Source organism: Enterococcus quebecensis (genome assembly GCF_001730365.1).
Lineage (GTDB): Bacteria > Bacillota > Bacilli > Lactobacillales > Enterococcaceae > Enterococcus_L > Enterococcus_L quebecensis.
This window is the reverse complement of the sequence record NZ_MIKB01000014.1, coordinates 293,748-308,901: the sequence shown is the minus strand read 5'-3', so window position 1 is coordinate 308,901 and position 15,154 is coordinate 293,748. Positions and strand designations below refer to the sequence as shown.

18 protein-coding genes and 1 pseudogene are annotated in these 15,154 nt (G+C 34.8%); 11 read left to right on the top strand and 8 right to left on the bottom strand.

Annotated features, from left to right (window positions below; all coding sequences use genetic code 11):
* Window positions 1-100 precede the first annotated feature (100 nt).
* The 3 genes from BCR23_RS09435 to BCR23_RS09425 form a co-directional block, all read right to left on the bottom strand.
* Complete coding sequence (locus BCR23_RS09435) at window positions 101-532, bottom strand: hypothetical protein (protein WP_069635240.1); 432 nt, start codon at window positions 530-532, stop codon at window positions 101-103.
* Window positions 533-547: 15 nt separating this feature from the next.
* On the bottom strand, window positions 548-760 hold the full coding sequence (locus BCR23_RS09430; RefSeq protein WP_069635239.1) for a hypothetical protein: 213 nt from the start codon (window positions 758-760) through the stop codon (window positions 548-550).
* A gap of 395 nt (window positions 761-1,155) precedes the next feature.
* Window positions 1,156-1,446 carry a hypothetical protein gene (locus BCR23_RS09425; protein ID WP_069635238.1) on the bottom strand — a complete coding sequence of 97 codons (291 nt, stop codon included), beginning with the start codon at window positions 1,444-1,446 and terminating at the stop codon, window positions 1,156-1,158.
* A 707-nt stretch (window positions 1,447-2,153) separates the two neighbouring features.
* Between BCR23_RS09425 and BCR23_RS15015 the strand changes: the two are divergent.
* From BCR23_RS15015 to BCR23_RS09395, 6 genes and pseudogenes are all read left to right on the top strand, one after another.
* Window positions 2,154-2,357, top strand: a pseudogene (locus tag BCR23_RS15015) (tyrosine-type recombinase/integrase); the annotation flags it as partial.
* Between the two features lie 347 nt (window positions 2,358-2,704).
* Window positions 2,705-2,956 (top strand): hypothetical protein, encoded by a 252-nt coding sequence (locus BCR23_RS09415; RefSeq protein ID WP_069635236.1) that lies wholly within the window; start codon window positions 2,705-2,707, stop codon window positions 2,954-2,956.
* Window positions 2,957-2,967: 11 nt separating this feature from the next.
* Window positions 2,968-3,321 carry a hypothetical protein gene (locus tag BCR23_RS09410; protein WP_069635235.1) on the top strand — a complete coding sequence of 118 codons (354 nt, stop codon included), beginning with the start codon at window positions 2,968-2,970 and terminating at the stop codon, window positions 3,319-3,321.
* Window positions 3,312-4,796, top strand: a complete 1,485-nt coding sequence (locus BCR23_RS09405) for a T7SS effector LXG polymorphic toxin (protein ID WP_069635234.1) — start codon at window positions 3,312-3,314, stop codon at window positions 4,794-4,796. Before BCR23_RS09410 ends, BCR23_RS09405 begins: the two co-directional genes overlap by 10 nt.
* Window positions 4,797-4,803: 7 nt before the next feature.
* Window positions 4,804-5,253 carry a hypothetical protein gene (locus BCR23_RS09400; protein ID WP_069635233.1) on the top strand — a complete coding sequence of 150 codons (450 nt, stop codon included), beginning with the start codon at window positions 4,804-4,806 and terminating at the stop codon, window positions 5,251-5,253.
* 271 nt (window positions 5,254-5,524) lie between these two features.
* Window positions 5,525-5,803: a hypothetical protein gene (locus BCR23_RS09395; protein WP_083241931.1), complete on the top strand. Its 279-nt coding sequence runs from the start codon at window positions 5,525-5,527 to the stop codon at window positions 5,801-5,803.
* 235 nt (window positions 5,804-6,038) lie between these two features.
* Here BCR23_RS09395 and BCR23_RS09390 read toward each other — a convergent pair whose 3' ends face one another.
* A complete protein-coding gene (locus tag BCR23_RS09390) occupies window positions 6,039-6,464 on the bottom strand; it encodes a helix-turn-helix domain-containing protein (RefSeq protein WP_069635232.1) in 426 nt (141 codons plus the stop codon).
* Window positions 6,465-6,481: 17 nt separating this feature from the next.
* Between BCR23_RS09390 and BCR23_RS09385 the strand changes: the two genes are divergently transcribed.
* From BCR23_RS09385 to BCR23_RS09370, 4 genes are all read left to right on the top strand, one after another.
* A complete protein-coding gene (locus BCR23_RS09385; protein WP_071870054.1) occupies window positions 6,482-7,078 on the top strand; it encodes an IS110 family transposase in 597 nt (198 codons plus the stop codon).
* Window positions 7,079-7,129: 51 nt separating this feature from the next.
* Window positions 7,130-7,564, top strand: a complete 435-nt coding sequence (locus tag BCR23_RS09380) for a transposase (protein WP_071870053.1) — start codon at window positions 7,130-7,132, stop codon at window positions 7,562-7,564.
* Window positions 7,565-7,671: 107 nt separating this feature from the next.
* On the top strand, window positions 7,672-8,088 hold the full coding sequence (locus BCR23_RS09375) for an EndoU domain-containing protein (RefSeq protein WP_069635229.1): 417 nt from the start codon (window positions 7,672-7,674) through the stop codon (window positions 8,086-8,088).
* 14 nt (window positions 8,089-8,102) lie between these two features.
* Complete coding sequence (locus BCR23_RS09370; RefSeq protein ID WP_069635228.1) at window positions 8,103-8,510, top strand: hypothetical protein; 408 nt, start codon at window positions 8,103-8,105, stop codon at window positions 8,508-8,510.
* A gap of 777 nt (window positions 8,511-9,287) precedes the next feature.
* Here the strand turns inward: BCR23_RS09370 and mnmG are convergent.
* Window positions 9,288-11,195 carry a tRNA uridine-5-carboxymethylaminomethyl(34) synthesis enzyme MnmG gene (gene mnmG, locus BCR23_RS09365; protein ID WP_069635227.1) on the bottom strand — a complete coding sequence of 636 codons (1,908 nt, stop codon included), beginning with the start codon at window positions 11,193-11,195 and terminating at the stop codon, window positions 9,288-9,290.
* 13 nt (window positions 11,196-11,208) lie between these two features.
* Window positions 11,209-12,606, bottom strand: coding sequence for a tRNA uridine-5-carboxymethylaminomethyl(34) synthesis GTPase MnmE (gene mnmE, locus BCR23_RS09360; protein ID WP_069635226.1), 1,398 nt, complete (start codon window positions 12,604-12,606; stop codon window positions 11,209-11,211).
* A gap of 306 nt (window positions 12,607-12,912) precedes the next feature.
* Here mnmE and BCR23_RS09355 point away from each other — a divergent pair, with 306 nt between their 5' ends.
* Window positions 12,913-13,254 carry a hypothetical protein gene (locus BCR23_RS09355; RefSeq protein WP_069635225.1) on the top strand — a complete coding sequence of 114 codons (342 nt, stop codon included), beginning with the start codon at window positions 12,913-12,915 and terminating at the stop codon, window positions 13,252-13,254.
* Window positions 13,255-13,524: 270 nt separating this feature from the next.
* Here the strand turns inward: BCR23_RS09355 and jag are convergent, their stop codons facing one another.
* Both jag and BCR23_RS09345 read right to left on the bottom strand, forming a co-directional pair.
* Window positions 13,525-14,304 carry an RNA-binding cell elongation regulator Jag/EloR gene (gene jag / locus BCR23_RS09350; RefSeq protein WP_069635224.1) on the bottom strand — a complete coding sequence of 260 codons (780 nt, stop codon included), beginning with the start codon at window positions 14,302-14,304 and terminating at the stop codon, window positions 13,525-13,527.
* A gap of 15 nt (window positions 14,305-14,319) precedes the next feature.
* Window positions 14,320-15,147, bottom strand: coding sequence for a YidC/Oxa1 family membrane protein insertase (locus BCR23_RS09345; protein WP_069635223.1), 828 nt, complete (start codon window positions 15,145-15,147; stop codon window positions 14,320-14,322).
* Window positions 15,148-15,154 lie beyond the last annotated feature (7 nt).

Here is a 15,154-nt window from a genome sequence, read left to right as displayed (position 1 = left end):
TTCTACGCTATCTTCCCTTGCTGGATATATTCGGCGTTTTTATCACCACGGGCATAAATAAATAGCCTCTCCAAAAGGAAAAGCTATCAATAAACGTTATTTACTCAAAAAAACTATCATCATTAGTAATATTAAACTTCGTTTCACTCCATCGTGTACCGTATGGCAAATATTCACTACCAAATTGATATTTTTTCTTCCCATCTTTCGTTTCATAGATTAAAACAAGATTTCCATCACTAGGTATCTCTTTTTCGTAATATAGGACTTTCTTATCTCCATTTTTCAAATCAGGATAGCTAGCAAGAAGAGTATCATCTAAGGAAATTTTCAAATTGGATTCAGATACTCTCAAACTCTGATATATCTTTAGTTTTTCAATCTCGTAGTTCGTTTGGTTTTCCACTATAAATTTATTATCCACTGGAAAAATTTCTCCATGGAATAAGCGCAAATACTTATAAAAAAGCATTCCACATAATAATACTCCAACTATCCCTACTAAAAATTGTTTAGATTTAAATATCTTCATCCTATTACCTTTCTATTAATGATAAACTTTTCCTGTATATCCTGCACCAGTTGTAGCAATTAATCCCGTTCTAGCAGAATTTAGTTTGTACAATCGTCTATTAAAAATCATTTTCACTGTCCAATCAGCCATATCTTTAGCCCCTGGTCTTCTACCCATTAGTCCAATAGTAAAATTTCTACACTCATTATAAGTATTTCTTCCAGCAGCATTGTTTGCTAAATCCATTTGTGTATATGGACCACTTGTACCATATTCATGTGCCGTTCCCCATCTTTCAGCTACTACAGCACCGTATCTATTAAATTTTTATCTGGAATAATGCCATTTGCAAAATCAAGCGCTACTCTAGCATATACTTCTTGTGATCCTTAGTTGTACTTTCTATCTTCACAGTGTTATCTTCTGTGTAGAAAACTTCAGATGCCTAAGTAACTGTGTTACTAGATAATAGAATACCACTAAACAACAATCCTAACACTTTTAGTTTTAACATTTTTTTCATTTGACCCATTTATCTCCAATTGTTATATTTGATAATGAGTTTACTGATATTTTGTGGTCTGATAATATTTCATTGGGATTTACCAATATTTCAACATGAGATTTCGGCTCTATATTTTTCAAAAAACTGAATATTTTTTCTTGGTAGCTTTCTCTCCGGACTGATCAAATGAAGTTTTTTCAAGATCAATTTTTACTAATGAGCTCACTACAATTTCATCAACTTCAGTAGAAGTAATCTTTATTGTAAAATTTAACTCATCTTTTGAAACAATATCTCCAATAACCAGCATAGGCGGAACTGAATTCACTACATAATTTTTAGGTGAATCTATTCTTCTTTTCTGATACATATATCCTCCTACTAAAAATAAAAAAATGAACAGAATTGCTGAAACTTTCCACTTCATAATACATTGTCCCCCATCAAGTCTTATAAAAGAATCACCAAAAAAACACCTTAAACTCATCAATCTAATAATATTTTAATGAAAATGAAAAGTCAATCTCTTTTTTTATAATGTATAAAAAACATGATATTTATGCATGTTTTTATTAAAAATAGAACATATTAGATTATTCGGCATTTTAATAACCACTACAAACTAAAACGCACCATACAGGCATTTCCGAACAAAAAATAGTACAAATTTTACCATTATATACCACTAGAAAAAGTTTTTTCTTAGTCAATATCTTAGTCAAATTAAAATCTCAATTACCACGGGCATAACAATAAAATCAAACTGCTAAATTAGTCAGAGTTTGAGAATCCACTTGAAATACTCCTTCACTATTCCTAACAACCTTACATTCAACTAACTGTTGATAATGACTGGCAGCAAAGTCTTCAATTTTTCCAACAAGTATCCCTTCTATACCATTTAATAATTCTGCCTGATACATGGAAAGATATTGATTTTGATAATCAAATTATTGATATCAATAAAACTCTTGCAGAACTAAAAAGCGGTGAACCAATAATTCAAGATACAAAAACAGAATCCTCTAACAGAAAAACCACATCGTCCAGCAAAAACTTTCTCTAGGTATAAGAGATAAGCATTTTGAGAACAATGTGGTATTTAGCAACTCTGTTTTATATCGAGTAAAAAAACACTTCCCAGACATGAAAATAATCCGAGTACATGATTTTAGAAAAACTAACGCTTCATTACTTTTTGAAAGTGGCGCAAGTATCAAAAATGTTTCCCAAAGATTAGGTCACAAATCAACAAAAATCACAACAGATATTTATATCAAAGTGACCAAAGCAAAACAGAATAAAACTGCAGAAAAATTTTCTGATTACATGGCATTTTTAAAACCGTATTCAAAACCATGGTGGTTTATATGGAATGAGTTGAAACGTTGCTATTACTAACTTTTAGAAGTAGTTTTTGCAATCTTCCCTTGTTCAATATAAAGCAATCAAAATAAATTTAGAAGCTATTTAATACAAGCAAATGTGAGTTTAGGAGATTAATAAAAAACTGTAGTATAAACAATTAAACTGACAATTCTAATATAATTTACAAACAGAGTAAAATTATCAACTATCTTAAGAAAAATGAATGAAATAAGTAAAAAAATTTCTAACGAATGTCAGATATCTTGATTATATGGTAAAATTAATTTGAACTACGCTCAAGAATAAGGAGGGAACGAATGGTGAATATTGCTTCAGATGTTGGAGCTGCTACTAGAGCAACCACAGGAATTAACGCTGTATCTGTAAATAAAGGAACTCACGTTTCTCTGGATAAAAGCAACATCAGTAGTATGAAAAAAGGAACAGAAGTGACGAATCAATTACTATCGGATTTATCGCAGCTAGTTGATTGTGTGAAAGAACAGAGTCAGAAATTTCCAAAGATAGCTGAAATTATGGCAATTGAAGATAGTAAGATCAAGTTTTAAGGGGTTGTACCATGGATAAGAATGAACAAGAACGAGCAACATATAATCGTTTAATCATCGAGAAGGAAAACAGCGTTGATGACTTAAAAAATGACCAACGAAAAATAGAAAACAGTTTGCAACAGTTGCAAGATGATTTACAGAGAGGGTATCGCGCACTTAGCATGCTAAATGATGAAAAGTTTCGTGAAAACCCAGAAAGCCTGCGATTACAAAGAAAAAACGAAGAACAAGAACACTTGTTTAAACGTCAATTAAGCGAAGCTGTGGAAGAACTCTCTGAAAGTTATACGAAACAAAGAAAAGTCCTCGATGATGAAACCGAAGAGCTCTATAGAAAAAGAGGTGAAATTCCTTGGGATTAATTTATTCTAGCTCAGACTCAGCACAATTAATCAGTGCATTAAAAAAGAATCTCCAAAGTGGGAAAGAGGCTTCTCAACAACTAAAAGCAGGCAGTCAAAAAGTGGTTGCTGCAGTAGATGGCAAAACGCTTTCTGGTGCTGCTTATACCGCAGGAAAAGGTCTCTTTAGTGATTTAGTTTTACCAACGATCAGCAAAGTAACATCAGCGATGGATCGTATTGAGCAAGAATTACAAACATATACGAATGCTGATCAGAACATATCAAGTGAAGGAATGCTAGATGAAGACAAATTGAACCAACAAATTGCCACAAAAAAAGCAATGAAAGCTTCCGTTGATGCTTCTGCAGCTGTTGCTAGAGCATTGTCACGAAGTAATCCTGTTGCGAAAGTCTTAGATGCCTTGCTAGATGTTCAAAACAATCTGAATCGTATGTCCAATACGTTTGAAGAGGATATCCGAGAATTACAAAAGAAGGTAGAAAAACTGCATCAGTTTTCTTCACAAACGAATAGTCTTTTTGCCAGTAGCTTAAACGATATGCATATTGCCATGCAAGGTGTCTTGGTACTGAATAATACAGTGGTTAATCGTGATGGCACGTATCAATTACCTACAGGTGTAGATAGTAGCTGGTTTAATCAATTGAAAGAAAAGAATCTCAATGAAGATAAACAGCCAGATGTAGGCGATCGGGAATACAGATTAATTGATTTAGGGTATGGTAAAATGTGGATGTGGGTGAAAAAAGGAAAGACTTCCGCCACAGCCGCAGATATTGATGTAACCTTAGCCTATAATAAATGGCTTAGTCGAATGATTGATAAATACGGCTTAAGTTTCATTCAAGGCGATCGCCAAAAAGGTGTAGATGAATTATTCTATGAGCAAAATGCAACCCTGATAAAAGAATTAGCTACGGGGATTGATAGTGTAACAGGAAAGAAATTAACTCAAGCGGAAATGCTTGGAAAAGCTTCCTTGTTAGCGAATAGCATGATTACCATCGGTGTGATGGTCAAAGGTGTAATTAATGTAGGGAAAACGCAAAATGCTAAACGTAGAAATACTAATAAGAAAGCCAGTGGGGCTGGAACAGAGATTGGAAAACATTCTGTAGAAACTTTAAATAGAGACCAAACTAGGACAGTAGTTGAAAATCTTTTAGACAATGGAGAAATAAGTTTAAAAGATTTACAAAATATGGTGCCAGAAGGGACCCCAAACACATTTAAACCTACAGATACTATGAAAAATGGGGCGAAATATGAATTCCAATTATCTGATGGTCAGAAGGCTATTATTAGATGGCATGAACCAGACCTTGTTGCAGCAGCAAAATTTCCTAATTCATCATCAGGTTCAAGGTGGACTGCTCAAATTAAGATAGGGAATAAACAAGTAACTGTTGATGGATTATGGACAAAAAAACAAAATTTAAATGAAGTTCATGTTCCAATTCAAGGGAGGTAATAAAATAATGGAAAAAGTCATGAAAAAAGAAGATTACTCTGAAATGCCATGGGTGTCTGTAGATAAACTATATTTATTATTTGAACAAGCTATTACGGACTTTAAAAATGAAAAATTAACTAAGAAAGAATTTTTTGATATTCTAGATGAATTGATGATGAGACAAGGGGATACTTACGAAAATTTGAAAGAGCCTCTAAGAAGTGAATTAGATGATGTTTTATGCGGTTTATGGAATACAGAGAATTATGATGATGTGGACATAATTACATCATTATTAATAAATCTGGGATTGAAAAAGACTTATAACAAAATGAAAGAATCTATTAAAGATACTTCAAATATATCTTCAGAAATACTTGAAGAAATAGAAGATACCATTGAAGAGGTAGGAGATAATATAGAAGACCCCTATCATGATTACATGAAAAAAACAACAGAACAAAATCCCGAATAATCAATAAAATAAAAAAGGCACTTTACTATCTGATTGGAGTCGGATAGTAAAGCCTTGAATAGTAAGCTGGAAATCACTAATCAAGTTGCCAATAGCTAACAAAAGCTAGCTGTATTTATTGTACAAAAATTCAAAGGACTTTTCTAGTCTTTTTGAATGTTTATTTGAAGTACAATCAGCTACATTGTATAAACTATTGTGAACGGTATTAGTGAGTAAACAATCACTGATACCGTTTTTTAGTGTATCAAAAATTGAAGGAGTGAAGAAAATGATTCAAACAGAAAATAAACAACCAATCAAAGAAATTAGCCACCAAGATATTTTTAGCCTATATGATATGTGGGAACAGCTTCAATCATGGCAAGAAATTTTACCCGTACTCGAAAGATTTTTCAGTGACAGAAAAAGACCTGTAGATAAACAACAGATTGCGAGAAAATACTATGCCTGTTCCCAAGTATTTACGTTGTTTTACGTAGATTTCAACCAATCTATGGAGAGAATGGAAAAACAGTTGTTAGAATTGCGAAGCAAGAAAAAGGTTTAAAGGTTTTGGAATCCTATTTTGCTAGATTCTGAGGGTGAAGAAAGGAGAATTTAGAAGAACAGATTTAAGTGCTAAAGCAAACGATAGGCATGTTAGGCTAAAAAAGCTCGAGGAACTAGCCAAAGTGATAGCTATTTTGTGAGTTCCTCGGGCACTGATAAAAGTACATGCCTACGAATGAAAGTCAATGGCGATGAAATCGACGAAGTGAACCATTTACTTTTATTAGAGTGTATTATGGATTAGAAGTGTTATTTCTTTCTTTTTCGTCCATATCTTTCATAAATTTTTTTATCACAAGAACTTTCATCATTTCCATTTCTTCATCGGTCATATTAAATTTATCTTTGCCAATATCAAAGATAGAAAATAAGTTCTTTTTCATTTCGTCTGATAAGGTTTGTGCTTCTTCTTTACTTAAATTCTTTAGTTCGTTTTCAGAGATATCCAAATAATTAATATCTGAATTCCCTAGAAGATAATCAACGGTGGAATTTAGTTCAGTCGCAAGTTCTACCACTTTATCAAGTTCAGGTTCTCTTTTGCCGTTTTCCCAATTTGTATAAGTTACTCTGTTTACACCGACTAAATCAGCGAGAGCCTGTTGTGTCATCTTTTTCTCGGTTCGAAGCTGTTTAAGGCGTTCTGAAAATTTAGACATAGTTATCACCTTTCAAATTGAAACAAAAAGGCGAACTCATCCCAATTTTTGGATTGGAAGACGTAACCCACTACGGTAGAAATCTCTCTATTTTTCTATTAGATAAAAGCTATCTAGTAAAAGAAGTCAATCCCTCCCTCTCTTTTATGGAACGAATGAGTTATGCCAGTACTAAGAAAAATGATAGTTGGGACGCACAATGTATTAGTGCTATTCTTATGAGACGTTCCCATCTATTACCAGACGCAACGCCCCAAGATTATTATTGGACAATGCGCCACATTGTGAACCGAAGAAATGCGTTAGTCAAAAATTTAGGTGGACTGACACGACAGTTTCATGAACAATTACAAGTTGCCTATCCAAGTTATAAACATTTTTTTCATGAATTAACCTGTGCCACTTCCCTAGCTTTTTACGAAAAATTTCCATCAGCTAATCATTTAAAACAGGTATCAGAGGAAGAATTAGGCGCATTTTTACGAGTTCCAAGTCATAACACTTGTTCAACGAATCGAGCAATAAAAATTCTTGATTTAGTAGAACAAGAAAAGCAACCAACCTTAGACTATCAACAGGAAAGAGATTGTCTTGTTCGAAGTATTGCGCAATAAATTCGTTTTATCCTAGGAGAAATTAAAAGTATTGAGAAGCTCGAAACAAGCATGTATCGACAACTAGGATATCAATTGGAAACAATACCGGGTGTGAATATCGTAACAGCTTGTTCATTAGTTGCCCATATCGGCGATATACACCGGTTTTCTAGTTCCCATAAATTAGCGAATTATGCCGGAGTAGCCCCCTTACATTTTGTGTCGGCGGGAAAAGGAAAAGACGTACAAAACAAGTCACAAGGGAACAGAAATCTCTATTCTACTCTTTACTTTTTAGCCGTACAACAAATTTATCTCACAAACAAGGGAAAACCGCGAAATCCAGTGTATCGAGCGTACTTTGAGAAAAAGATATCCGAGGGAAAAACAAAAATACAAGCGTTAATTTGTATCATGCGAAAGCTTATTCGAATTATCTACGTGATGATGAAGAAAAAAGTCGTCTATGAATTACCAGAATTAAAACCGAAATCAGTAAGCTAGTGAAAATGTGTTAGAATATTGATGAACCGATGTTCTAACACATAAAATTAGAAGAATATTTCAGCCCAGAGAAAGCCAGTGGGGCTAATTCAATTATTACTCCAGAAATGGAAGAAAAAATCCTTTGGGGTCAAAGGAAAAACCCTACTAAAAATGAAATAATTGGTGGGCATTCTTCAAGTATTAACAATAATCATCCAAACTTTGCAACTGAAACTATTAAAATTAATCCTGATGGTACAAAAGACATCAAACTTGTTACTCAATTTCCAGATGGAAATCTTTCTAAAATAAAAAATAGTACCGTTTTTCCAGATGGATGGAGCGATACTAAAATTTTAGATAGTATTAAGGATGTTGGGAACTCTCCTACAATCAGTGTTAGAGGACGAGACGGGGCAACATGGCATAGAGCAATTGTTGACGGTGTAGAGATAGATGTAATTAAGCTAGGAGATAATATTGTAAGTGGTTATCCAACAGGGAAAGTAAATGCACCAATTCCAGGAGGATTTACTAAATAGAGGAGGAAAAAATAATGTATGAAAAAGTAGATGAAGTTTTATCTGAGGATAGTTCAGACAATTACTTTTTTGATGATGAATTTTTGTATGTACGAGAATTATTAAGTGAATTTACAGAAAATGATTGGAAAGGTTTAACTCATAATTTAAAAAATAAGGAAGAGAAGTATAAAATTAGGTTAGCCTATTGTATTGATGAGGAAACAGGTATGAATGGCTTCAATGTATTATTAGAATTGCTAAATGAAAATGATGAGGTAGTTGAATATGCTTTAGATTCATTACGTTCATTTGATGGAGAACCATATAGAAATTTGATTATTTCAGACAAGGCAATAATCGAAAAAGCAGAAAATTTATTGAAAAATGCTAGTTTACCAGTAAAACGAATTTTGGAGGCATTTTTACAACAAAATAAATAAAAAAGGCACTTTATCACGAGACTGGTAATCAAGTGATAAAGCCTTGACTAGTAAGGTACAAACTCACTAATCAAGTTGCCAATAGCTAACAGAAAGCTAGCTGTATTTATTGTACAAAAATTCAAAGAACTTTTCTAGTCTTTTTGACCGTTTCTTAAGTGTACAATCATTTCAACTAGAAAATGTAAAAGTTATTGAAACGGTATTAGTGAGGAAACAACCACTGATACCGTTTTTTCGTGTATCAAAATTAAAGGAGTGAAGAAAATGAGTCAAACAGAAAACAAGCAACCAATCAAAGAAATTAGTCCCCAAGATATTTATGCGCTCTATGATGTATGGGAACAATCGCAATCATGGTAAGAAGTGTTGCCTGTGTTGGAAAAATACTTTGAAAATGAGAACAGACCAGTAAACAATTTCTAATAGTTTTAGAACGGTTCCCACTAAGAACTCGGTAGACAATGTGATTAATCTGATCTTATAACAACAGAAAGGAAAGTATATACAAATAAAATATAACTTCTAATTACAAAATCTGGATAACAAAACAAAAACAATCAAAATGAACGGTATAAAATACTTCTGAATATTCATTTCACAAACATATGCCGTCAAAATAAAAAATCTTTTTAAGCTAAAACACCTTTGTTACAAGGTTTAAACTATCTAAATGCAAAAAGAATGCTTTCTTTTATGATTTTTTGCATTGCAACCGTTCAATATAGCATTCAATGAGTTCTAAATGTTTCACATGAAACAAAAAAAGGCTTAGTATCAAGCCTTTTCTGTCTTCACCTTCGCTATCTTCCCTTGTTCAATATAAACCATCAAAATCGACACATCAGCTGGATTGACACCACTGATTCGACTTGCTTGGGCAATCGTTTCTGGTTGGATTTTTTGTAATTTTTGTTTAGCTTCTGTCGCTAAACCATTGATTGCTTCATAATCGATATTTTCTGGAATACGTTTTGCTTCCATTCGTTTTAGTTTATCGACTTTTTCCAACGCTTTTTTGATATAGCCTTCATATTTTAGTTGAATTTCCACTTGTTCAATGACTTTATCTTCTAACTCTACGTCTGATGCTTGAATAAATTGAGTCACTTCGTGATAGCTCATTTCTGGACGTTTTAAGAAGTCACTGGCTAAAACCCCATCTTTCAACGGAACAGAACCTTTCGCCTCTAAGAATGCTTGTACATCCGCTGTAGGCTTCACTCTGATTGAACTTAAACGAGCAATTTCAGCTTCTACCGCTTTTTTCTTTTCAAGATAGGCTGTGTATTGTTCTTCTTTTACTAAACCAATCTCATGACCTTTTTCTGTTAAACGTAAATCTGCATTATCATGACGTAAAATTAAACGATATTCAGCTCTTGATGTCAATAAACGATAAGGCTCATTAGTTCCCTTAGTAACCAAATCATCGATCATTACACCGATATAGCCGTCGCTGCGTTTCATTACAAAAGGTTCTTTGTCTTGAACTTTTAGCGCTGCATTGATTCCTGCAATCAGACCTTGTCCTGCTGCTTCTTCATAGCCGCTTGTACCGTTGGTTTGTCCAGCTGTAAATAGGTTTTCGATGATTTTTGTTTCCAGTGTTGGACGCAATTGATGAGGTACGACCACATCATACTCAATTGCATAACCTGTTCGCATCATTTCAGCTTTTTCTAAGCCTGCAATTGAATGTAAAATATCTGTTTGTACGTCTTCTGGTAATGAAGTAGACAGACCTTGAACGTAAACTTCTTCTGTGTTTAATCCCTCTGGCTCTAAAAATAATTGATGACGGGGTTTGTCAGAAAAACGGACGATCTTGTCTTCGATTGATGGACAGTAACGAGCGCCTACGCCTTCAACGATTCCAGTAAACATTGGTGCACGATGTAAATTATCTTGAATGATTTCATGTGTACCTTCATTTGTATACGTTAACCAGCAAGAGCGTTGATCTAAATTATATGCATCATCTGGTGTGCTGAAACTAAAGTGATTGGGTTCTTTATCACCTGGTTGTTCTTCTGTAACAGAATAGTCGATCGTGCTAGATTTTACACGTGGCGGTGTCCCTGTTTTAAAGCGATCCATTTCTAATCCTAATTCTTTCAAATGATCTGCTAAACCAATTGATGGCAAAGAATTATTGGGACCAGAAGAGTATTTTAGTTCACCAATAATGATTTCACCACGGAGAGCTGTTCCAGCTGTAATGATTACGGCTTTACTGTGGTATTGTGCGCCTGTTGTTGTTATAACGCCTTGGCAAACACCATCTTCCACGATTAGTCGTTCTACGATTCCTTGGCGTAAGGATAAGTTATCTGTTCGTTCGATAGTGTGCTTCATTTCAGTGGCATACGCATGTTTGTCCGCTTGGGCGCGCAACGCGCGAACGGCCGGACCTTTTCCTGTGTTTAGCATTCGCATTTGGATGTATGTTTTGTCTATATTGTGCCCCATTTCTCCGCCTAAGGCATCGATTTCTCTGACAACGACTCCTTTAGCAGGTCCTCCCACAGATGGATTACATGGCATAAATGCCACCATATCTAAATTGATTGTTAAAAGCAGTGTTTTACTGCCCATGCGAGCGGATGCTAAGGCGGCTTCTGACCCTGCGTGTCCTGCTCCAACTACGATTACGTCATAAGATTCTGCTTTAAATTGATTCATCGACTCTTCCTCTCTATTTTCCTAAACAAAATTGACTGAATAATTGGGTGATCAGTTCATCTTGAACACTGTCACCGACGATTTCACCTAAAAAGTCCCAGCAGCGGGTCATATCCATTTGAACTAAGTCCACAGGCATTCCTGCTTCAATTCCACGAATCACTTCATCTAGCGCTATAGCTGCCTGATCAAGTAATGCGATATGGCGGGTATTGGATACATAGGTTGCATCTTTTTCTCCTGTTTGTCCGCCGAAAAACAGATCAGCGATTTTTAATTCTAATTGTTCCATGCCTGTATTGGATAACACAGATACAGGTAAGATCTCTTCATCTTTTACAAGTTTTTTTAGTTCTGTTTGATCAAGTTGGGATGGTAGATCCATTTTATTCAGTAAAATCACACGTTTTAAACCTTCTGTTGCAGCTAACAACTGACGATCTTCTTCAGTTAACACATCGTTTTGATTAAGAACGAGTAAAATCAGATCTGATTCAGCTAATGCTTTACGGCTACGCTCTACACCAATACGCTCAACTATATCTTCTGTTTCTCGAATTCCAGCGGTATCGATCAGTTTCAGCGGCACACCACGGACATTGACATATTCCTCTATTACATCACGGGTGGTTCCGGCAATATCGGTTACAATCGCTTTTTCTTCCCGTAACAAATGATTCAATAAACTTGATTTTCCAACATTAGGTCGTCCAATAATAGCTGTACTTAGCCCTTCACGCAAGATTTTCCCTTGTTTGGCAGTTGTTAATAAGCCTTCTATCTGAGCTTTGACAAAACCTGCTTTTTCCAACAATAGTTTGGTCGTTAATTCCTCTACATCGTCATATTCAGGATAATCAATATTTACCTCAACTTGAGCTAGCGTTTCCAGTATCTCTTGTCTTAATGAGCGAATCAAAGAAGACAAATTACCGTCTAATTGATCTAGAGCAACATGCATCGCTCGATCGGTTTTCGCTCGAATTAAATCCATTACAGCTTCTGCTTGAGATAAATCCATCCGTCCATTTAAAAAGGCTCTTTTCGTAAATTCACCAGGTTCAGCCAAACGTGCACCTTCTCTTAACAACAACTGCAGTAATTGGTTAACAACAACAATTCCACCATGACAGTTGATTTCAACAACATCTTCTCTGGTAAATGTTTTCGGTGCCCGCATCACAGATACCATCACTTCATCTAGTAAGCTATCATCTTTAGGATCAAAGATATGTCCATAATGAATCGTATGAGTAGGCACATCTAGCAATTGTTTACTGCCAGAACGGTATACTTTATTTGCGATATTGATCGCTTCATCTCCACTTAAACGGACAATGCTGATGGCTCCTTCGCCAGGAGGCGTTGAAATTGCGGCGATCGTATCGAATTCTAACGTTATTTGTTGCATGATTGATTTCCTTTCATTAATGAATTGAGGTATTTTTCGCGTAATAAGAGTTACGTTAAACAACTCATCTTTTTTAAGCTATGTATAAATCAAATTTTAGCTACAAAAAAAGCGCCCACTCCACCCCTGTTTTTTCAGGTTGGATCTAGCACTTTCACTGCATCAATTCCTATTAATTTCTTGACATAGAATAGCATATTTTCTCTTTTTTCGCAACACTATTTGTTTACTTAAACCATTCGTTAGCTTTGCATTTATTCACTTTTGTTATTAAAATAAACCTAATAAAAAAAGGGGGTTCCTAGGATGACACACTCGAAAAAAGATAAGTTTAATGAACAAGAATTGGAAGATCGTTTAAGCGGAATCACATTATCTACTGGAAATGTCAATAAAAAATATATTGTCCGAGATATCGTCTTTGCAACAGACCGTATTGAGACAGACTTATTTTCACCAGAGGTCAATCCAAATGATGTATTTAGTGGTGTTTACAGGCAACTGAAAGTAATTGCTTTTGAATATGAAGCAGACGCTGTCATCAATTGTCATTTTGAGGAAAAATATGTAGAGTATCACGGAAAATGGGTTGTAGAAATTTTTGCTTATGGAACCGTAGTTCAGTTTACTCAAACAACGATTGGTTAATCCCAGTATAGTAACGTAAAAACAGAATAAAAACCTTTATTCGAGCTCGTTTGTTGCAAAATAAAAAACCTGATTCCAAAAGAACCAGGCTGAAAGAAGCATGACTGCTTCAACTACTTTATCATCGTATTTTGTACGTTGATAAGAATGATTTCGTAATAAAATATACTTCGTTTGAAAACATTTGTCAATCTATTTTTCAGCTCAATAACTGGATTTAAATAATAAAAGTCCCCTTAAAAATTTCTTTTTAAAGGGACTCTTATTTAACTAAAAATGCTTTTTCGCAGGTTCCACAACCAAATAGCGATAAGGTTCATCACCTTCTGAGTGCGTTTTTATAGCCTCATCTTTGCTCAAAGTGAAATGAATTTGTTTTCTTTCAAACGCCGGCATCGGTTCTAGAAAAACTGGTCGTCCAGTTTGTTTAACTTTTTCAGCTGTTCTTTCTGCCAAACGTTGTAAAATCGCTTGACGTTTTTCACGATAATCACCAACATTTACAACGACTGATAATTTATTCACTGCCACACGATGAACAAAAACTTGTGCCAAATATTGAAGGGCATTTAAGACTTTCCCATGTTTGCCGATCAAGATTCCTTGCTTGTCTGTATCTAAATGGAAAACCAACAATCCATCTTTACGTTCTAAGCGAACCAACGCTGGTGCGTTCAATTCTTTTGAAATCGTAGTTAAATACATCGCCAATTCAGTGATTGCTTCTTCATCTTCGAGGTTTTCCAAGACTTTTGGTTCAGAGGAATCAGAATCTGATATTTTATCAGCCAGCAATTCTTCAACCGCTGCTTCTACTTTGACTTCCTCATCTGTCACAATGATATCTTCAACTGTCTCGTCAATTGCTTCTGAGATTTGTTCACTTACAGTAGGTTCGATTGATACTTGAGCAAGCTTTTTACCAAAACCCAAGAAACCTTTCTTTGCATCAGCGATAACGTTGATCTCTACATCTTCTTTTGACAAATTTAGTGTGTGTAACCCTTTAGTTGTTGCTTCTTCAATTGTGTTTCCCTCATAAACCGGCATCTGGAAAACCTCCTTTTATTTTTTCTTATTTTTTTTCTTAGGATTCATTGCTTTCTTCAATGCTCGTTCGCGTTCTTTTACTTGTCGTTCTGCTTCTGCACGCTCTTTGCGGATTTTAAATGGATTGTTAAGTAATAATGTTTGTCCTACTTGGAAAGCATTAGAAACCACCCAGTAAAGAGATAATCCACTAGCTAAATTCATACCCATTACAAAAATCATGACAGGCATTACATAGTTCATTATTTTTAATGAAGCATTTGATTCTATTTGACTCATACTTGTTAAATACGTACTTGCAAAAGTAAAGAACGCAGCAAGAATTGGTAAGATCAGATAAGGGTCTGGTTGACCTAAATTCAACCACATGAAACTTCCCTGCTTCAATTCTGGTACCCGAGAGATTGATTGATACAACGCCATCATGATCGGCATTTGAATCAATAAAGGTAAACATCCTGCATAAGGATTTACATTATTTTCGGCATATAATTTTTGTTGTTCTTCACGGAATAAACGTTGTGTTTCTGGATCTTTTGATGAATATTGTTTTTGTAATGCTTTTAGTTTAGGTTGTAATTCTTGGGTTTTACGCATGCTTTTCGTTTGGAAATGCATCAATGGTAATAAAATAACCCGAATCACTAATGTAAACAGGATGATCCCGATACCTGTATTTGCTGAAACAGATAAGAATTTGATTGCTTCGGCAAAATAATAGACAATATAGCGATCCCAAATTCCAGTACTATTCTCGTTAATCGGGGCTGTTCCACAGGCAGATAACACGAAAACCAGTACCACTAAACCTGCCATCAATAATAAGCGTTTATACTTCTTCACAAAACTG